This is a genomic window from Streptomyces sp. HUAS MS02 (assembly GCF_055702265.1).
Map to the genome: position 1 here is coordinate 9,872,636 of NZ_CM146747.1, position 18,099 is coordinate 9,890,734.

The following is an 18,099-nucleotide window of genomic DNA, read 5'->3' on the forward strand; positions in this document are numbered from 1 at the left end:
GCCGACGTCGTGCTGGTGTCGGCGGGGCGCGGTGCGAGGTGGCCGGTCGGCCTGTCCAGTCCTCGCCCACCCGCGAGTGGGGTGGGCGAGGACCAGGCGGAGCGACCGGAGGTCAGTCCCGGAACGGGCAGCTGCTGTGCGGGTGCTGTTCGGCGGCCGGGGCCGGGGGCTGGACGGGCACGTGGATCTCGGGCTTGACGGTCACCTTCGCGGGCCGGCCGACGACGCGGCGGCGCATGGTGACGCCGCGCATCGCGAACGCGGAAAGGAACGTCCAGGCGAGGACGGCGAGCCCGGCCGCGATGGGGCGGCTGGTTGCCGGAGTGGTCGTCCAGACCATGAACACGGTCGCCGCGCCGTGTGCGGTCCACATCGCGCGCACGCCGTTGTTGCGGGAGAGGTAGCCGAGGACCAGGCCGGTGATGCCGGTGAGCAGCCACAGCGTGTAGACGGTGGAGGCCGCGACCGGGAGGCCGGCGGAGTGCTGCGCGATGTACGTGCGCACCGGCTGGTCGACGACGGCGGCCACGCCGTTGGAGGCGTCGACGCCGACCTGCACCCTGGGTGCGGCAGTGAGGATCTGGTGCAGCGCCTGGAGGACGACTTCGCCGGCGGCCTGGGCCATCAGCACGGCGAAGGAGACCCCGGCGACCATGAGCACGGCGCGCAGCCAGGGGGCCGTGTGGCGCAGGCCGTCGTCGGGGGCGCTGAGGACGTCGTCCCACATCTCGTGCAGGACGCCGTCGATGTCCCAGGCGTGGTTCCACCAGTCGCGCAGCGCGGCGAACCGCGGCGGCTTGGGCGGTGCCTTCGGGAAGGGCACGGGGAGGTAGGTGAGCTCCTGGTGGTTGCGGCCGGGGGTGTTGTCGTTGGACGGCACGGGGCAACTCCTTGTTGTCGATGCGGTGTTCACGGAGCGTGCGAGTGGGCCAAGCTGTGTGCGACGGGCCCGGAGAGAGGGGAGGCGGCTGCGATGGGGTGGTTCACCCGTGATGAGCCGGAGGAAGTCGTCTTCGAAGAGGTCGTGGACACGGACGGGCAGATCTGGCCCGCGTTCACCGACGACGACGGTGTGCTGTGGATCGACGTGGACTACGACGTCGAGGTGACGATCAACGGCGCGATCGTCGACGGGCAGATCCGGGGTGCCGAGGTCGACGGCGACGGCCGTATCTGGATCGACTACGACTGACCGCGAGGCCGGACGGCCTGTCCCGCACCCGAAGCCCCGGCCCGGTGGGCGAGGTTTCGGATACGAGGCAGGGCGCCCGGAGTTCAGCGGACGTCGTTGCGGGTGCGGGAGAACATTCCGCGCTGGTTGCTGGTGTTGTTGATCTGTGTGTTCTGCACGACCGGCGCCTCGTACACGTTGTTTGTGACGGCGCTGCGGGCCTTGTTGATCGCGCCGCCGATGGCGGTGGCGACCATGGCGATGCCCGCGAACGGCAGGGTGACCATGAGGACGCCGTAGAGCGTGACGGAGGCCAGGCCCTGGAGGATCAGCCAGGCGCCGCAGCCGACGCCGGTGATGCCAGCGCCGACGCCGATGGAGGCCACCGCGATCCCGGCCGCCCACGCGGGGACGATCCGCTTGTCGTCCTGATGGACGGGCGGGGTGTCGCCGTAGGGGGGCAGCGGGGTGTCGTCGCGGAACGAGGTCGGGATGTGCTGCACGGGCGGCACCTCGGGCTGGAAGGACCGGGCGATGATCCGCTCGGCTTCAGCCTTGGCTTCGTCGTCGGTGAGCGGGCGGGTGATGGGCTCGAAGTCCACGGTGATCTCCGTTTCGGGGCAGACGCGGGGCGCCCTCCCCGCCGTGGTGGCGGGGAGGGCGCAGGGGGCGAGAGGGGGCGGGCGGGGCTACTGCTGGTCGGCGGTGCGCAGGAGGTCGGCGACCAGGGCGCGGGCCTCGGGGCTGGCCGCGAGGATGTCGGTGGCGTCGTCGACGACCAGGACCAGGGGACGGTTCATCGGGGTGTTCTCCTTCTCGTTCGGCAGGGACGGGACCGGGGTGGTCAGAAGCTGCTGATCCATCCGGTGAGGGAGGACACGGCGCTGGTGATCGTGGGGGCGATGCCGGTGCTGGCGAGGAAGAAGCCGAACAGGCAGACGGCGATGCCCGGCATGATCCGCTGGTAGCCGGTGCGCACCAGGATGACGACGATGATGCCGAGCAGGAGGACCAGGGAGATCGACAGGGCCACGGGGATCGGTTTCCTTCGGTGAGTGGGTGGTGGGTGCGGGTCAGCTGTCGGCGAGCTGCCAGTGGCCGCGCTTGACCGACTTGGCCAGGCCCTTCGCCTTGAGTTGGGTGCAGGCGTTGCTGACGCTGGAGGGCTGGAAGCTGGGCAGGGCCTCGCGCAGCTGCTTGAGGCTCTTGGGCCCGTCGGCGAGCAGGTCGAGGATCTGGTCCTGGAGGCCGGGCTCCTCCCCGATCTCGGGGCCGCCGTCGCCGAACGGGATGCCGAACGGCGCGTCGAACGGGGCGGGTGCTTCATCGCCGTCGGCGTCGGGGGCCGGGGTGCCAGCCGCCGGGGTGCTGCCGGGGGCGTCGGAGAACGCCTGGGCGAGGGTGTCGCAGTCGGCGTAGGGGTTGGTGTGCCGCACGCCGTAGATCGCGGCCCCGGTCTGCGCGGCTTTGGCCTCGCCCTCGGTCAGCCCGTTGGCGGGTTCGTCGCCGTACAGGGCGATCAGGTCGGGGTAGACGCCGTCGATCTTCTCCGCGAAGAACGTCCTCATGAACTTGGCGCGCCCGTCGAGGAACATGTACGCCATGCCCGCGGTGGACTCGCCGTCCTCGTCGTCCTTGCCGGAGAACAGCGCCTCGATCTGCCCGTTCTCGTAGATCCGGGCGGGGATGTTCTCCATCTGGAAACCGGCCGGGGCGATGCCGTCCAGGCCCATCTCCTTGGTGGAGGAGGAGGCGGTGCGCATGAGGAACAGCGCGCCGACCTTGCCCTGCTGGCGGATCGCGTCGTCGTCACCGAGGTCCTTGAGGTGCAGGGACTGCACGGCGAGCCGGATGCCGATGCCGACCTTGCGGCCGGTCTTCTGGATGTCGGCGATGAGGTAGGCGGTGGCCTTGCGCATCGCTTCGTCCGGGTGGGACAGCAGCCGGTTGATCTCGTCCAGCGTGATGTTGATGAGCGGCCACGGCCGGTTCAGGGCGAAGTCGCCGCGGCCCATCTCGTTGGAGATCCGCTCGCGGTACTTCATGACCGCGTGCGCGGCCGTGAGCATCAGGAGCGTCTCCACCGGACCCTTGGCGAACCAGTCGACCCGGCCCTCCGCCTCCGGGAGGCTCATGCCGCCCTGGACGTCGCCGACCCAGGAGACGACGCCGGAGCGCTTCTCTGCGGCGAGGATCAGGTTCTGCAGGACGGACTTGCCCGCGCCGGTGACGCCGGCGGTGATGCCGCGCAGCGCGCCCTGGCTCGGGTCCCACAGCCGCATCCGGGCGGGCTTGCCGTCGTGGCAGACGCCGATGGTGACGCGGCCCTTGGAGTCCATCGTCAGGTCTTCGACGGTGGCCTTGCGGACCTTCATCAGCGGGTTCGTCTTGTAGATGGAGACGACGCCCTGGCGGATGCCGTCGGTCTCGATGACGAGCCGGGAGGGGTCGTCGATTCCGAAGGCGGAGCAGATCGCCGTGTGCGGCAGGTGGATCTCCTTACCCGGAGGGGAGGCGACCAGCAGCACGATGCGGTGCGGTTCGGCCCGGTAGTCGAGCAGCTCGACACCGGGGGCGGCCTTGCCCGGGGCGGCGACCGCGGTCTCCCACAGGCCGCGGATGCCTTCGGCGACGGCCTCCACGTCCTCAGAGGTGGGGCGGGCGACCAGCCGCATCCGGCCGGGCCCGGATCCCTGGATCGGGCGGATCTTCACGGTGCCGACCGGGAAGTCGAACGCGGCGGCGAGCTGCACCTCGGTGAAGGTGGGCACCGCCTTCCCGGCCTGGGCGACGACGACGGCCTCGAAGTCGGGCCGGTCGGCGCTAAACGGGGTGATGGACACCAGTCGGGTGCCCTCGCCGGTGGCCTGCTGCCACTTCGCGGCGAGGAACTCGGTGTAGGTCAGCGGCTGACCGGGTCCGGCGCCGTGCTGGTCCTGGTGCTCGGTGAGCTCCAGGACCAGGCCGGCGCTGCGGGTGAGCGGCGCCATCCATCCCATCAGGGACGCCCACGCGGCCGGGGCGACGACCTCCCACCAGTTGAAGCCGGGGGTGATCAGGTTCGCCACGTAGGTGCCGGCGGCCGTCAGGAACGGGATCGCCCGCTGCGCCCGGGTCAGGACGCTCAGGCCCTGGTCGGGGTCCTTGGTCTTCGTGTAGAGCCAGGCGAGGGTGCCCAGTCCGATCCCGCCGGAGGCGAGGTAGGACCAGGCGCTGTCGTCGAGCTGCGGGCCGACGGCCATTCCGGCCGCCGCGAGGGCGTAGGAGGTGCGTTCGGCCAGGACGCGCCGGTAGATGACGTGGCCCGGGACGCGCTTGGTGGTGTCGGCGGCCGGCGCCGCCTGGTCGATGGTGCTCAACACTGCCTCCGTTCAGGGACAGGCAGCAGCAGGGGCCGCACCCGATCGCCGGGTGCGGCCCCTGCTGCTGCGGGGTGGGGTTGTTCAGCTGCGGCGGCCGGTGCGCCGGTAGTAGCCGGGCTTGGCCTGCCGGACGCCGGAGCCGTTGGAGGCTTCGTAGCCGGGGCGGTACTCCCGGTCGTGCGCGTTGTTGAAGCCGCGGGCGTCGGTGTCGACGGCGTCGGCGGCGTTGACCATCTCGCCGGATGCCTCCGCGACCGCGGTGAGGTGGGTGGCGACGTCCTCGATCATGGAGATGAACTGGGGCTCGACCTCTGCCTGGTTGTTCATCTCCGACAGGCGCAGGGACGCGTTGGCGTTGGCCTTCATGTGCGAGCGGAGCAGGTGCATGCCCTCCTTGAGGAAGAGGGCGGAGGCCGCGAGTTTGGCGGTCCGGCCGGCCAGGGCGAGGAAGCCGTTGCCGCTGCCGGCGCTGCCGCCGCTGTTCATGCCCGGGATGGCCGGGAGGTTGTCGCTCACGTGCTGATCTCCTCTCAGTTCTCGTTGTGGATGCGGGCGGCAGGCACGAGCAGGCCCGCGTCCTCGGTGGCCTGCTGCAACGGCCGGTAGGCGTCGAACATCGCGTTCTCCGTCGACTCGGAGACCTCCGCCGCCGTCAGCGACTTCGTGGACATCTCGTCGGCCTTGCGGGCCAGCAGTTCCATGGACTCCGCCAGCTTCGCCATCGCGGCGCCGGTCAGACGGCCGATGACGTTGTGCGTGGAGCGCAGGTCGGCGGCGAGTTCGTCCAGCTCGTGCCGGATCTCACGTGCCTTCGTGGCCAGCTTCAGGCACGTCTCGTGCGCGCTGAAGGACTGCTTGGTGAGCTCCTCCAGGACGTCGAGCGTGTCGTCGAGGGTGACCTCGGTCTCGTGCTGCGCGTCCATGTCCGCGATGGCGCCGCTGCCCCACCGCTTGATCCAGGAGTCGCGCTCCGGGTTCGCCGCCACGAGACCGCCCGTCTTGGACGCGTCACTCACGCTGTTCTCCTTCGTGCTCGAGGTGCCGTCGGGCACGCCAGCCCCGGGGGAGTCGGCCCGCTCGACTGTGATCGGGCCTGTTGGGGCGGAGCCCGCGGTCGCCATGCCCATCGCCTCGAACGGCGACAGGCGACGTGTTCCGGTGCCCGGCACCGTGCCCCCGCCCGCAGAAGGCCGTGCGGTGGCGGGCCCGGTGACCGCGGCGCCCGGAGTTGGCGCGGCCGGGCCAGGTGTCGGGAGCGGGGTCGGGGTCGGGCCTCCGACCGGGACGGTGGTGGTGCGCATCCGGGCGCGCTTGCGGGCCCGTGCCTTGGCCGTGGACCAGGGCGTGCGGCGGGTCGGCGCCTTCGCGGCCGGTCCGAGCGGCGCCTTCGCGGCCGGACCGGCGGGCTTCGTGCTGCCGGACTTGGTGGTCTTGGTCTTCGGGCCGGTCTTCTTCTTCGGCTTCTTGACCTTGACCTTCGTGACGATGGGCGGCCGCAGCTTCTTGCGGCGGCGCTTGAGCCGCTTCTCAGCGGTCTCGTGCACTGCCTCGCCGAAGGTGGTCCGGCCCCGGGCGGCGGACTTCATCGCCCCCAGGACCTTGCGGCTGTACTCCTTCTGGAAGCGCCGGCACTTGCGGCAGCGGCAGCCGTACTTGTCGGCCGCCGCGAACGTGCCGTGTGCGATGCCCGGCGTGAGCGTGACCTTCTTGCCCTTGCGGGACTTGCCGCCCGGCGCCTTGGGCACCGAGGCCGGGCCGGTGCCGCCCTTACCTGAGGGGGTCTTGCCTTTCCCGCCGCCGCGCTTGCTGCCGGGCGCCGTGGTGCCCGCGCCGCTGCTGCCCTTCCCCTTCGGCTTCGTCTTCGGGCCGGTGCCGGAGGTGGTGGTGCCGGGCTTCTTGCGCAGGATCCCGGACGGGCCGGTCGTACCGCGCGGCGACTTCTTCGTCCCGCTCTTGGGGCCGGTCCCCGTGCCCTTGCCGGTGCCGGGGCCCTTCGAACTGGTGGTGCCGGGCGAGCTCTTCCCGCCCGACCCCGTGCCCTTGCCGGGGCTCTTGGTGCCGGGGCCGGTCGTCTTGCCGGTGCCCGTCCCGGAGCCCGGTCCGCGCTTCCTGCCGCCACCGGACGAACCGCCGGCCCCGGCCCCGCTGCCGGGGCCGCGCTTGCGGTTCGTGCTCGTGCCGCCCCCGGAGGAGCCGGACCCGCCGCCGCTGCCGGGGCCGCGGTTCTTCCGGCCGCCACCGCCGCCGCTGTTGCTCGGGCCCTTGCCGCCGCCGGAGCCTCCCGAACTGCCCGAGCCGCCGGACGATCCGGGGCCGCGGTTCTTCTTGAGGTTCACGCCGCCGCCCTGCGAGGTGCGCTTGAGCGGGGTGACGCCCGAGCCGCCCTTGCCACCGGAACCGGAGTTGGAGTTGGAGCGGCCGGGCCCGGAGCCACCGCCGCCGCGCCCGCCCCGGGAGCCGCTGCCAGAGCCGCCGGCGCTGCTGGGCGAGCGGGTCGTCGACCCGCCGCGCCCCCGGCCTCCCGAGCCGCTGGGCGAGCCGCTGCCGCCCCGCCCGGACCTGCCCGGACCTGCGCCGCCGGAGCGGCCTCCCAGGCCGCCAGGACCGCGCTGGAGGGTCTTGCGGCCGTACTCGTGGCTGGGCTGCACCTGCTTCTTCGAACCGCCCCCGGAGGAGCCGTCCTTGGCGGTGCTCGCGGTCTTCGCGACCGCTTCGCGCTGCTCCCGGTTGGCCCGGCCCGCCGCGACGGCGGAGTGAATGCCGCGCATGGCCGCCAGGGACACCGCGAGGATCGCCGCCAGGGACAGCGAACCCAGACGCGGCGCGGCGGGCTGAGCGCCCTCCGAACGGAAGGTCGCCGGGACCATCGCGCCGCCCGTCGCGGGGGTTGCGGCGGGCGCGGCGGCGATCTCCGAGTCGCCGGAGAACGGGGTGCCGAGACCGGGCTCGGGCAGGGCCGCGATGACGTCCATCGGGTCGGTTCGCGTCGCGGGTGCAAACGCTTCGGGGGTGGCCGGAGAGGTGTCTGCGGGGGCAGCGAACGGCACGTCGACCGGGGCCGAAGCAGGGGGTTCGGCAGGGGCGGTGTAGCCCACGCGGGGGAAGTGGATCAGGTTGTTCGGGCCGTCGTCGTCGGCCATGACGTCTCCCTCTCGGAGTTGACAGACGGTCACCGCCTGGGGCACTCTCGCGCGCGCACGACACGCGCGCGCCTTGGGGTGCTCCAGGCGGCGAGGAGGAGGCGGTGATGAAGAAGAACTTCGTCACCCTCCGTTGTTCTTGTAGAAGTCGTGCAGCGCCTTGGTGAGCGCGGGCCACAGGTTCGGCTTGCCGTCGCGTTCGGCCTGGCGGGCCAGGGTCCGGCACGCGTCGTACCAGACCCCGGCCCGCTCCTGGTCGCTCTGGGCCTCCGCGACCCGCGCGTTCCAGAACCTCGATCGGTTTTGCACCTGCCGAGGCGTCGTCACTGCCCTTCTCCCTTCGGGAAGTAGTCGTTGATCGAGGCGGTCGGCCGCTCACCGCCAGCCGCCATCGGCCACTGCTGCCAGGGGTTGTCCGGGGCCACGAACTCAGCCGGCCTCGCCTGCGGAACCGCGCCCGGCACCTGGTCGGCCGGGGCGTTCAGCGAGGTCACCGTCTTGTCCAGGGACTTGGCGACGGCGGCCCCCAGGGCGGCCTGGCGGCCGGACTTGCGCTCCAGCTTCCGGGCCTCCGCCGCGGCCCTGCGCTGGGGGAGCTCCAGGACCTCGTTCTTGTAGGTCGCGTACAGGGCCTCCGCCTTGCTCGCGGCCTCGCCGGACGCCTTCTGCATGGCCTTGAGCTGCCGCGACACCTTCCAGGCGCGGAGCTTCTTGGACATCCAGCGGTCGCCGTCGATCGGCGTCTGCTCCAGGCGCCGGCGCACGATGTCGGCGATCTGCCCGTACTGCTGGGCGTCGCGAACGTGCTGGTCGCGGACGGTCGCGGTGAAGGCCCGCAGGCCCTCATCCGTGAACAGTGCGTTGATATCCATGGGTGGGGTTCTCCTTCTCGGGGCTGGGTGATCTGGGAGGCTTTGTCGTGGCGTTTCGGCGCCTTCACCGCGCTCCCGAGGCGACGACAACGTCTCGGGGGCCGGTGGAACCGTCGAAAGGCTCGTTTGTGCAGGTCACTGCTCCGGGCGGTATCCGCCGACGATGAGCGCGACGGCCTCCTGGCGGTACTTGGAGGCGGTGTCGGTGGACGAGACCTCGAACTCGCGCTGGACGTCGGCGATCGAGACGACCCGGCACAGCTCGCGGTGGATCCCGTAGGCGTCCAGGCCGACGAACACCGCGCCGGCCGCGAACGACATGCGCACGACCTTGCGGACCGCCCGCTCGCGCGGCGTCAGCTTCGCGGCGTCCTCGATTTCGACCGCGCGCCGCTCGACTTCGGCAGCGGCGAGCCGCCTTTCGGCAGCGGCGTACTCCGTTTCGGCTTCACGCTTGCGGGCCGCCTGCGTGTTCGCGTCGGCGATCGCCTTGCGCTCGTTCTCCTCCGCCGCGAGCCGATCGGCTTCGGCGGCGCGGCGGCGGGTTTCGGCAGCAGCCCGCTCCGTTTCGGCAGCGACCCGATCGGCTTCGGCAGCACGCTGCCGGGCCTCCGCGATCTCCGCCGTCTCGATGGCCTGAGCCTCCGCCGCAGCGACCCGGTCGGCCTCCGCCGCGAGCCTCCGCTTCTCCGCCGCCTGGCGCTCCAGCTCCGCCGCGCGGACATCCGCGGCGGCCTTGGCCTCGCGCTCCTGGGCCTCCTTGCGCTCCGCCTCCGCCTCGCGGGCGCGGGCTTCGGCGATGACGGCGGTCTCCAGCGCGGCCTCCTCCAGCTCAGCGGCCCGCTCTGCGGCGCTGACCTGGGCTCGGGCGTGCGCGCGGGCCTGGCCGGTCTCCCCTTCCACCCGGGCGCGGACCGCCTCGAGCTGGCCCTGCGCCTCCAGCCGGTCGGCTTCGGCCTTCTTGCGCGCGAGCTCCCTGCGCGTCTCCGCGTCCAGGCGCCGGCGCTCCGCCTCCTCCGCGCGGGCCTCAGCAGCACGTTCCTGCTGCTCAGGCATCGCGAGGGCCTGGGTGACGGTGTAGCCGTAGGCGGCCATCTTCATCGGCAGCAGTTCGTCCTCGGTCGCCTTGCTCAGGTCGCCGTCGTACTTGCGCTTGAGCCACTGCTCGTAGCCGATGAGCTCCTGCTGGCGCCGGATCATCTCCGGGTAGGAGGTGACGTTGTGCAGCCGCATCCGGCGGTAGAACCGCGGAGTTGCGACGGGGGAGAGGATCCAGCGGTGCAGCGGGATCCGGTCGGTGACCGTTCCCGCCTCCAGCCTGGCCTTTTGGATGATCAGGCGGCGAGCGGCCTCAACGCCGATCACGAACAGGACCGGCATGACGCCGTGGCTGGCGGCCTGCACCGGGTCAGTGCCGATGTGGCCCTGCGAGCTGGCGTTGAACCAGATCGTCGCCCCAGTCATGGCGTGCGCGGCCATCCGCAGGAGCGGCCACGGGGTGCCCTTACGGATCAAGTACAGGTCCAGCGCGAGGAACGCGATGATGCTGGCGTCGACGCCGACCGGGAACCAGGGAGCCAGCTCCTTGCTGAACCCCCAGCTCAGGGCGACCTTGGCCAGGGTGCTGTAGGACATCGCGAAGCCGATGACGCCGACCAGCGTGCCGCCGAACGCGGCGACGAGCGACAGGGCGGTCATCAGCCGGTCCCGGTTGGGCTTGATCGTCTTCCGCTTGTCCGGGCTCGAAACGCCCCGGGCCGTACCCGAAACCTTCTCGGGTGCGCCCGAAGCGCGGTCCGGCGGGTGCGAAGCGGGGGCGTCGGGAGCCGCGCTCTGCGGCATGTCGGTGATCGTCATGGGGGCCTCCGGAAGGGGTCGTTCAGGGCGGGGTCGAAACGGCGGCCGGTGCTCCCGAAACGCGAGGGGTGCGTTCCGAAACGGCGGCCGGTGCGGACGGTTGATCACGAAACTGGCACCGGCACTACCCGCTCCAGGCACGCGAAAAGGCCGGCCTCCCGAGGGGCGGGCGACCAGTGCGGGGGAGCGCTGCAGGGCGGGCCCGAAACTGCCTGCCGCTCCCGCCGGGCGGGAACGAAATCAGCTCTCGGGGAACCGCGCGCCGTGCCGGGTGAGGTCGGCGGTGGTGATGCCGAAGTGACGGCACCCGTCGATCAACGGCTGGAGCGCGGCGCCGCCGCGAGCGCCTCGGGCGAACCGACGCCGTACCGCTCCTGCGTGGCGAACAGCTCGTTGAGCGCGGTCGCGGTGCGGGCGGCGTGCCGCTCGAAGCGGCCCTCGCCCACCCACTCCTCCGCGATGACGTGGAAGGTGGTGCGCCAGCTGCCGCTGTAGTCCTCCGGCCCGATCGGCGGGATGTCGCTGCCGAAGATCGCGAAAGCGGCGGCCTGAGCGGCGGCTTCCGTGCCGGGCTGGAGCGGGGTCATCGTCGTGGCCATGGGGCCTCCCTCGACTGTGGTCCGGGCTGTCCGGCTCCCCTTCACCGCCCGTCCCGGCCGCCGTGGTGCAGCGGTCGGTGCGGGCGGATCAGGCAACCGCCAGAACGGATCAGGAGGCGTTGCGGGCCCGCTGGCGGGCGGCGCGGCGCTTCATGGAGCGGCGTTCGTCCTCGCTGAGGCCTCCCCAGACGCCGGCGTCCTCGCCGTGCTCCATCGCCCACTGAAGGCAGGTCTCCATCACGGGGCAGCGGCGGCAGACGGCCTTGGCTTCCTCGATCTGGAGCAGCGCCGGGCCGGTGTTGCCGATGGGGAAGAACAGCTCGGGGTCCTCCTCCTTGCAGGCGCTGCGCTCCCGCCAGTTCGTGTTGACCGGCAGGTCGGCGGAGGGGGCGTAGCTGGTGCGTACGACGGATTCGCGATTCATCAGGGCCTCCCAGAAGGTCCAGAGCAAGAAGTCAGCCCCGGGGTGGCCGCCCCGGGGCTGTTGCGTGTTGTGGCGGCCGGACGGCCGGAGCGGGCGGGAGCTCCCGGCGCTCTCCGCCGGCCCCGGCCGGGACGGCGCGGGGACGACGGGCAGGGCCGGGGGATCAGCGCTGCTGTTTCTGGCGTGCGGTGTAGGCGTCCTGGAGGCGGGCGAACCGATCGTGGATCGGCACCCCCTCCGCGCACGGCGTCTCGCCCTGGCAGGCCGGGCAGTCGGCGGTGTGCTTGGCGGAGTCCTCGAACGCCTTCATGTAGCGGACGAACAGGTCGTCGGTCTGGCGCGCGGTCATCGGCGGTTGGCCTCCGACCGCTTGTTCTGCTCCCGGTTCTTCTGCGAGAGCGCCTCGCGTTCGGCGTCGGTCATGCCGCCACCGCCCAACCGGCCAGCACCGGGGCGAAGTTGGGCACCAGGACCAGGGCGACGTCGACGCGGGCGGCTTCCTCGGGCTCGTAGCCCTTGGAGTCGTCCTCGCGCTCGATGTCGTCGATGATCCCGGCCCGCGGCTGCGCCGTGGTGCGTGTCATGCTTTTCTGCATCAGGTCCTCCGAGTCAGGTCCTGGACAGTCCCCGGGCCGCAATCCCAAGGGCTGTCGCGATCACTCCCCAATTGGGGAGCTGACTGCTTGTACGAGCAGCCAAGGCCCCGGCCTCCCCTCTGCGGGGTGGCCGGGGCCTTGGTCGTTCGTCCGGAGCAGGTCAGCTCGCGCGGCGCTCGGGGTGCAGCGTCTTGAGCGGCACCGGCGGTGCGCCCAGCGGCGCGTCACCGTCAGGCAGCTGCGCGCGCCGGGTGTCGGCGTCGCGGACTGCGGACTCGGTCGACGCCCACTTCATCTCGCGCAGCAGCCACAGGGGCCGGCCGTCGCCGGAGTCGTCGTCCGTCGTCGTCTGCTTCTGCGCGGCGACCTGGCTGACGGCCGGGGCGGGCGCGACCTTCGGCTTGCGCTGCACGGTGGTCGGGCGGCGGTGGCCGGTCTCCGCGTGGCCGTCCTCCAGGCGCTCCTGCCACTTCTTGACCGTGACGTTGACGGTGACCAGGCGGTTGCTGCCCAGGCGGCAGCGGACGGCCGCGTCCTTGCCCGCACAGCCGGTGTCGTGCGGCACGACCTTGGGCTGCTTGGTCTGGAGGCCGGTGATCGGCACCCACGTCTCGCAGTCGGGGCAGACCAGCGACGCGCAGGCGGGGCGCAGGTCGTACTGGTGGGGCTTGAGAGTGGACAGGGCCAGCGCCGGGCGGGCGTTGACGGTGCGCGAGCGGGTCCGGCTCCGGCGGGGACGGGCGGTGTGCTCAAGGGTCGAAGCAGACATCTGAACTCCTCACAGACGGAGTGGCAGGGAGCGCGTCGCGATGCTCTCTCTGCCCTCCAGGCCGCGCGGCACAAAGCCGGCGTCCCGCAGGCCAGACAGCGCACAGCGCTGCGACGTGCACACAGTCGTCGCGGCCGTCAGGCTCCGGAGGAGTTCGATGGTGCTCTCGCGCCCTCAGCGAGCTGAGGACTACTCCGGCCGCCCCGTAGGGCGGACGACTACTGCGGTCTTGCGGTGGTGCCGAGGGGCGTAACCCCTGCTCAACGGAGCGTTAGAGCTATCGCTATCGCCTAGTAGAGACCATGTCGGGCTATCGAGTCAATAGCGATAGCTCTATTCATGTCGATCGGTTGTGCTCGCACATCGCCGCCTGATAGAGCTAGCCCTAGAATCAGATCCGCAGCACTCTGAAAGGTGGCTCCGATGCCCGTCTCGTATCGCGACATCGCCGCTGACCTGCGACAGCAGATCGGCGAGGGGCGATACATGCCGGGCGACAAGCTGCCGATGCTCACCGAGCTCCAAGCCCAGTACGGCGCTGGCTATCAGACCGTGCGAAGCGCCATCTCGCTCCTGGAGCAAGAAGGCCTGGTCGTCGCGGTGCGCCGCAGAGGGACCATCGTGCGAGAGCGCCCTGAGAAGCGGCGCATCACCCGGTCCCGCCAGGTCTTCCGCGATGAGATCGGCTACTACTTCGACCCGACAGCCCAACCGTGGGTGGCCTTGGAGCCTCCCACCCTGCGTTGGGGCGTCGTGCCGGTCGATCTCGCTGGCCTCATGGGCCTCCCCACCGGATCCGAAGTCCTCGTTCGCGACCGCGTGATGGGCGACCCCGAGAGCAGGAAGCCGAAGCAGTTGGCCACTAGTTACCTGCCGGCCGAACTCGCTCGAGGAACTCGACTCGCAGAGGCCGACACGGGGCCCGGAGGCATCTATGACCGCCTGGAGGAGATGGGCCACCGCCCCCTCCACTGGAGCGAAGGTGTCTCCGCCCGCATGCCCTCGCCCGAAGAGGCGGAGGCATTGAACCTCCCAGCCGACGTTGGCGTTCCGCTCCTGCGCGTCGTGCGAGTCACGACCAGCTCCAACGGCGAGGTTGTCGAGCTGAACGACACCAGGATGAGCGCCGAGGAATTCGAGATCGGCTACTCCATCCGACGCCATGCGAGTGCTCGACTCGCTGATGACGACGGAGATGGTGACGACGACCACTGACAGCACCTCATGTGCCATGTCGTCCCTCCCGTCGGCTGATCTCGTGAGGGCCATCACACTCGGGCCAGGCGGGGCGAACCATCACAGGGGCTTGTCCAAGCTCGTACGCACCGTCATTCACGCGTTTTCAACATCCGCGTATACATGCGATTTGCAGCCCGAGCCCTAGGCTCGCGGCCATGACGATGACGGAGGGGCAGAGGGTGGGGAAGCAGCGCGCTGGGTGGAGGCCGGACCGGCTGCGGGAGCAGCGCGAGGCCCACGGCCTGACCCTGGAGAAGGCTGGCGAGCGACTCCGAGAAGTCGCTGAGCGAGCCAAGCTCAAGGGCATTCCCGCTGCGAATCCGCAGACCTTGTGGCAGCACGAGCAGGGGGAGGTCTACCCCGGTCCGCACTACCGGCGCGCCTACTGTCTGCTGTACCGCGCGACCGAACCGGACCTTGGCTTCCGCACCGCGCTGCCGGGGGAGGAGACGTCTTTCAAGCTCACGCCGATGGACGACCGCCTCAACGGCTCGCACGTCCTGGCGGTTGAGCGAGCCATTCACCGCATCGCGCCGGGCTCCGACGAAGCCAACCACTTCGACTTGCAGCAGCGGATCATCGACGCGTGGAAGCGTCGGCACACGGGCGGTGACCCTCACCGGCCCGTGCTCATCCTGGTCGGCGGCTTCGCGGGCAGCGGTAAGACCGAGCTCGCCCGCTTCTTCGTTCAGCTGACCGGCTGGCCGCTGCTCGACAAGGACCCGCTCACCCGCCCGCTCGTGGAGCGCCTCCTGGTAGCGCTGGGCGGCGACGCGAACGACCGGCACACCGAGCTCTACCGCGAGAAGGTCCGGCCCGTGGAGTACGACTGCCTGATGCAGTCGGCCATGGCCAACGTCAAGTGCGGCATCTCCACGGTGTTGACCGCGCCGTTCATATCCGAGATGACTGATCCGGACTGGATGCAGCGCCTGGCCAACCGTGCGGGCTCGATGGGGGTCGACGTCTTCCCGGTGTGGGTTCGCAGCGACGAAGAGTCGATGCGCGAGTACATCGGATTCCGCTCAGCGGCCCGGGACGCGTGGAAGCTGCAGCGGTGGGACGAGTACATGGCCACGATCGACCTCGAGCTGCGCCCGGCGGTGCCGCACCTGGTCGTCGACAACCGGCTGGGGACCGCGGTGACGCTCGCGGACCAGGCCCGGCAGGCGATGGGGGCGATGTACGCGTGACGGAGAAGCAAGGCGTGATCCTCTACGGCCCACCGGCCTCGGGCAAGGACACCGTCACCGCCGCGCTCAGCGAACTCGACTCCAGGTACGCGCAGTTCGCGCGGCTCAAGGTCGGGACGGGCAAGTCGGACGGCTACCGAATGGGCACGGCGGAGCAGCTGCGCGAGTTGGAGGCCGCGGGCGACGTCGTCTACGCGAACGCCCGGTACGGCAACACGTACGCGATCGACCGGCCCGGCGTCGACGCCGCGTTCGCGGCCGGGGTGCCCGTGGTGCACCTCGGGCAGGTTGACGGCATCCGAGCGCTGATTGACGGCTACCCGGCCGACTGGTCGGTGGTGCTGCTGTGGTGCCCGCGCGAGGTGACCGAACAGCGGTCGGCGGGGCGCGGCGACAGCGACACCACCGCGCGCCTGGCGGCGTGGGACGCGACCTGCGAGGACCTGGACGCGCACCCGGGCATGGTCTGGAACCTGACAGTGGACACCACGGCGTCGGCTCCGCAGGACGCGGCGCAGCTCATCGACCAGCTGCTAGCGCAGCGGGCGGGAGCGGCGACGGCATGAGCGCGGGCTACGGCTGGGCGAGTCGATCCAAGGCGTCGGTGAGCGTGAGCTCGCTGTCCTTGGCGTCGTTCCACCGTGCCAGCGTGGACGCGGCCGCGCGCAGCATCTCCGGTGGAAGGCCGACCGCCGCGAGTGCGTCGGCGGCTTCCTCCAGCTCCGGGCCCCAGCGCCAAGCGCGGGCCGCGGTCTTGGCAACGTACTGCGGCTCGGACAGGTACGAGTCGGTGCGTCTTGAGGCGATCTCGATGAGCTCCTGGTCGACGCCGTGCTCGCGAGCCATGCCGACCGCGAGCGCCACCAGCACTCGGCTGGCCTTCTGGAACGAGGCGTACGACAGCTTCAGCGCGGATGCCTTCCCGACTTCCGTGCCCAGCACCGCCGTTCGGACGGTGGTGCCCTCGAAGAGCGCCTCGATGCGCTCGGTCGCGGCGGCCGGGCCGGAGAGGTACAAGGTGGGCGTTTTGCCGCCGACCGGTGGGGAGCCGACGACGCCGCCGTCCACGACGATCGTGTCGGGTTCGAGTAGCGCGGCGATCCGCTGCACGCGCGCGGGGCTGATGGCGTTCGCCTCCACGTACACCCCGGCGAAGCGGTGCCCGGCGACGTCGCAGGCGAGGTCCTCGGCAGCGGCCGGCGGGCAGAGGCTGATGACGATGTCGCTGCGGTCCAGCAGCTCGGTCAGTGTCGCCACGGGCGTCAGCCCGAACCGGGCGGCGCGCTCCACGGATGCGGTGCTGCGCCCGGTCTCGCACCACAGGACCGCGGCCGCGTTGGTCGCGGCGCAGGCGGCGACAGCGGCGCCCATGCTGCCGGGGTGGAGGATGCCGACGGTCGGCTGGTCCACGGTGCTACTCCGTCTCGTTGAGCAGGATGGTGATGGCGTCGGTGACGTCGTCGACGACGTGGTGCGCGGCGGGGAGTCCGTCGGGCCAGGGGCGGCCACGCAGCCAGATGGTGCGCAGGCCAGCCTGGTGGCCGCCGCCGATGTCGCCAGTCGGGTTGTCGCCGACCATCCAGCCGCCGTCCGCGAGGCTGATGCCGCATCGGGTAGCCCCGAGTTCGAAGAGGCGCCGGTCCGGCTTGCGGATCCCCAGGTCGCCCGAGGCGGCGACGCCGTCGATCAGGTCGGCGAGACCGGTCCCGGCGAGCTTGGCGCGCTGGATGTCGCCGGCCCCGTTAGTGATGACGCCGATTGTCCATGCAGCCGCGCGCAGGCGGGCCAGCCCCTCGAGGACCTCGGGGCGACAGGTGACGGCGGCCGCCATGAGGTCGACGTAGTCCTGCCACAGGTCCGCAGCCGGCGTTTCCAGCCGGAATGCTTCCCGCAGCCGGGCGAAGTCGCCGGTGGTCGCGCGGTCGGCCAGTTCGGTGCGCAGCCACTGATCGGCGGTCGGGGGGAGACCGCGGGAACGGCACAGGTCGGTCACGGCGTCGCTGAGCGCCGACTGCCGGTCGGCCAGCGTGCCGTCCAGATCGAAGAACACGAGGCGGGCCACGGGCACGGACCCTATCGGGCGTCGTGCGGCATGCGGATCGCGGTGACGGCCACTCCCCGGAAGGGATCACGTCGTGTATCTTTCAGGGAACCATCGATCTTGAAAGGCTGCGCCGTGACCGACCCGGACCGCTTGAAGCGGGTCGACGCCCTTGTGGACGACCTCCTGCCGCCGCCTGCTGTGCGCGCGCAGCTGCGCCTCGCGGCCGGCCTCACGCAGCAGGAGGTCGCGGAGGCGGTGGGCGTGAAGCGTCTTGCTGTGGCTCGCTGGGAGCTGGGGCAGACCCACCCCCGACGTCCGCATCGCGCTGTCTACTTGCACCTACTCAACCGGCTTGCGGAGCGGTACCCCGAGGCCGCGAAGCAGGATGAGGGCATGCCGACGCCAGCCTCGGAATCAAGGGGGTCGGGGTGACGTAGCCGCCACCGGCCGCGCGCGCCACAAAAGCGGACTGACAATCCACTCGGCCTCGCGCGGCCCTTCGTTCCGACCGGGTTTGACACCCCGGATCGGCTGCTCGGTTCCGGCTTGACACCCGGTTCCGAGCCTCGGCTCATCGAGCCACTGCATTTCCCACTGCACCACCCCGCCTTTGACAAGCGGGTCGGCCCCTTTGACAAGGGCCACCAGCAACACCCCGGCCGCTGACAACGGCCGGCGCTTCACCCTCACCTGCGGGGCCCTGACAGGGGCTCTGCAGAAGGACCCAGACGAGAGGAGAAATCTCCCCCCACCACAGGCCGTGGTGGTGACGCTCACCCGCTCCTCACGGAGGGGGCTTGGTGTCTCCCGGTCCGCTCCTTGCGGAGAGGACC

Annotated in this window: 22 protein-coding genes; 5 read left to right on the top strand and 17 right to left on the bottom strand. The window is 71.2% G+C overall.

The window, feature by feature from the left end:
* Positions 1 to 112: 112 nt before the first annotated feature.
* Positions 113 to 880 (bottom strand): hypothetical protein, encoded by a 768-nt coding sequence (locus ACZ9QC_RS42790; RefSeq protein WP_472918072.1) that lies wholly within the window; start codon positions 878 to 880, stop codon positions 113 to 115.
* Positions 881 to 973: 93 nt separating this feature from the next.
* Between ACZ9QC_RS42790 and ACZ9QC_RS42795 the strand changes: the two genes are divergently transcribed.
* Positions 974 to 1,192, top strand: a complete 219-nt coding sequence (locus ACZ9QC_RS42795) for a hypothetical protein (protein ID WP_453417177.1) — start codon at positions 974 to 976, stop codon at positions 1,190 to 1,192.
* Positions 1,193 to 1,275: 83 nt separating this feature from the next.
* Here ACZ9QC_RS42795 and ACZ9QC_RS42800 read toward each other — a convergent pair whose 3' ends face one another.
* The 14 genes from ACZ9QC_RS42800 to ACZ9QC_RS42865 form a co-directional block, all read right to left on the bottom strand.
* Positions 1,276 to 1,773 (bottom strand): hypothetical protein, encoded by a 498-nt coding sequence (locus ACZ9QC_RS42800; protein WP_472918073.1) that lies wholly within the window; start codon positions 1,771 to 1,773, stop codon positions 1,276 to 1,278.
* An 87-nt stretch (positions 1,774 to 1,860) separates the two neighbouring features.
* Positions 1,861 to 2,034, bottom strand: a complete 174-nt coding sequence (locus tag ACZ9QC_RS42805) for a hypothetical protein (protein WP_472918074.1) — start codon at positions 2,032 to 2,034, stop codon at positions 1,861 to 1,863.
* Positions 2,016 to 2,204 (bottom strand): hypothetical protein, encoded by a 189-nt coding sequence (locus ACZ9QC_RS42810; RefSeq protein ID WP_029380917.1) that lies wholly within the window; start codon positions 2,202 to 2,204, stop codon positions 2,016 to 2,018. Before ACZ9QC_RS42810 ends, ACZ9QC_RS42805 begins: the two co-directional genes overlap by 19 nt.
* Before the next feature lie 40 nt (positions 2,205 to 2,244).
* Complete coding sequence (locus ACZ9QC_RS42815) at positions 2,245 to 4,530, bottom strand: hypothetical protein (protein WP_472918075.1); 2,286 nt, start codon at positions 4,528 to 4,530, stop codon at positions 2,245 to 2,247.
* A gap of 84 nt (positions 4,531 to 4,614) precedes the next feature.
* Entirely contained in the window at positions 4,615 to 5,049 is a 435-nt protein-coding gene (locus ACZ9QC_RS42820) for a conjugal transfer protein TraB (protein WP_472918076.1), read from the bottom strand.
* Between the two features lie 14 nt (positions 5,050 to 5,063).
* Positions 5,064 to 7,673 (bottom strand): hypothetical protein, encoded by a 2,610-nt coding sequence (locus ACZ9QC_RS42825; protein WP_472918077.1) that lies wholly within the window; start codon positions 7,671 to 7,673, stop codon positions 5,064 to 5,066.
* Between the two features lie 123 nt (positions 7,674 to 7,796).
* A complete protein-coding gene (locus ACZ9QC_RS42830) occupies positions 7,797 to 7,982 on the bottom strand; it encodes a hypothetical protein (protein ID WP_266081875.1) in 186 nt (61 codons plus the stop codon).
* 14 nt (positions 7,983 to 7,996) lie between these two features.
* The gene (locus tag ACZ9QC_RS42835; protein ID WP_266081873.1) at positions 7,997 to 8,545 is read right to left on the bottom strand and encodes a hypothetical protein; all 549 of its coding nucleotides are present in this window, start codon (positions 8,543 to 8,545) and stop codon (positions 7,997 to 7,999) included.
* 135 nt (positions 8,546 to 8,680) lie between these two features.
* Positions 8,681 to 10,402 (bottom strand): DUF2637 domain-containing protein, encoded by a 1,722-nt coding sequence (locus ACZ9QC_RS42840; protein ID WP_472918078.1) that lies wholly within the window; start codon positions 10,400 to 10,402, stop codon positions 8,681 to 8,683.
* A gap of 314 nt (positions 10,403 to 10,716) precedes the next feature.
* Positions 10,717 to 11,001 carry a hypothetical protein gene (locus ACZ9QC_RS42845; protein WP_472918079.1) on the bottom strand — a complete coding sequence of 95 codons (285 nt, stop codon included), beginning with the start codon at positions 10,999 to 11,001 and terminating at the stop codon, positions 10,717 to 10,719.
* A gap of 109 nt (positions 11,002 to 11,110) precedes the next feature.
* Entirely contained in the window at positions 11,111 to 11,425 is a 315-nt protein-coding gene (locus tag ACZ9QC_RS42850; RefSeq protein WP_472918080.1) for a WhiB family transcriptional regulator, read from the bottom strand.
* Positions 11,426 to 11,588: 163 nt separating this feature from the next.
* A complete protein-coding gene (locus tag ACZ9QC_RS42855; protein ID WP_472918081.1) occupies positions 11,589 to 11,774 on the bottom strand; it encodes a hypothetical protein in 186 nt (61 codons plus the stop codon).
* 70 nt (positions 11,775 to 11,844) lie between these two features.
* Entirely contained in the window at positions 11,845 to 12,009 is a 165-nt protein-coding gene (locus tag ACZ9QC_RS42860; protein ID WP_472918082.1) for a hypothetical protein, read from the bottom strand.
* Between the two features lie 172 nt (positions 12,010 to 12,181).
* Positions 12,182 to 12,790 carry a hypothetical protein gene (locus ACZ9QC_RS42865; RefSeq protein ID WP_472918083.1) on the bottom strand — a complete coding sequence of 203 codons (609 nt, stop codon included), beginning with the start codon at positions 12,788 to 12,790 and terminating at the stop codon, positions 12,182 to 12,184.
* A gap of 423 nt (positions 12,791 to 13,213) precedes the next feature.
* Here ACZ9QC_RS42865 and ACZ9QC_RS42870 point away from each other — a divergent pair, with 423 nt between their 5' ends.
* The 3 genes from ACZ9QC_RS42870 (at position 13,214) to ACZ9QC_RS42880 (ending at position 15,788) form a co-directional block, all read left to right on the top strand.
* Positions 13,214 to 14,005 (top strand): GntR family transcriptional regulator, encoded by a 792-nt coding sequence (locus ACZ9QC_RS42870; RefSeq protein ID WP_472918084.1) that lies wholly within the window; start codon positions 13,214 to 13,216, stop codon positions 14,003 to 14,005.
* Between the two features lie 179 nt (positions 14,006 to 14,184).
* Entirely contained in the window at positions 14,185 to 15,222 is a 1,038-nt protein-coding gene (locus ACZ9QC_RS42875) for an AAA family ATPase (protein ID WP_472918085.1), read from the top strand.
* Positions 15,219 to 15,788, top strand: a complete 570-nt coding sequence (locus tag ACZ9QC_RS42880) for a phosphotransferase-like protein (protein ID WP_472918086.1) — start codon at positions 15,219 to 15,221, stop codon at positions 15,786 to 15,788. The genes ACZ9QC_RS42875 and ACZ9QC_RS42880 overlap by 4 nt, the downstream gene beginning before the upstream one ends.
* Positions 15,789 to 15,795: 7 nt before the next feature.
* Here ACZ9QC_RS42880 and ACZ9QC_RS42885 read toward each other — a convergent pair whose 3' ends face one another.
* Positions 15,796 to 16,632, bottom strand: coding sequence for a DUF1932 domain-containing protein (locus ACZ9QC_RS42885; protein WP_472918087.1), 837 nt, complete (start codon positions 16,630 to 16,632; stop codon positions 15,796 to 15,798).
* Positions 16,633 to 16,636: 4 nt separating this feature from the next.
* Positions 16,637 to 17,284, bottom strand: coding sequence for an HAD family hydrolase (locus ACZ9QC_RS42890; RefSeq protein WP_472918088.1), 648 nt, complete (start codon positions 17,282 to 17,284; stop codon positions 16,637 to 16,639).
* Positions 17,285 to 17,398: 114 nt separating this feature from the next.
* On the opposite strand from ACZ9QC_RS42890, the gene ACZ9QC_RS42895 reads away from it, so the two are divergent.
* Positions 17,399 to 17,698, top strand: coding sequence for a helix-turn-helix domain-containing protein (locus tag ACZ9QC_RS42895; protein ID WP_472918089.1), 300 nt, complete (start codon positions 17,399 to 17,401; stop codon positions 17,696 to 17,698).
* Positions 17,699 to 18,099: the final 401 nt, after the last annotated feature.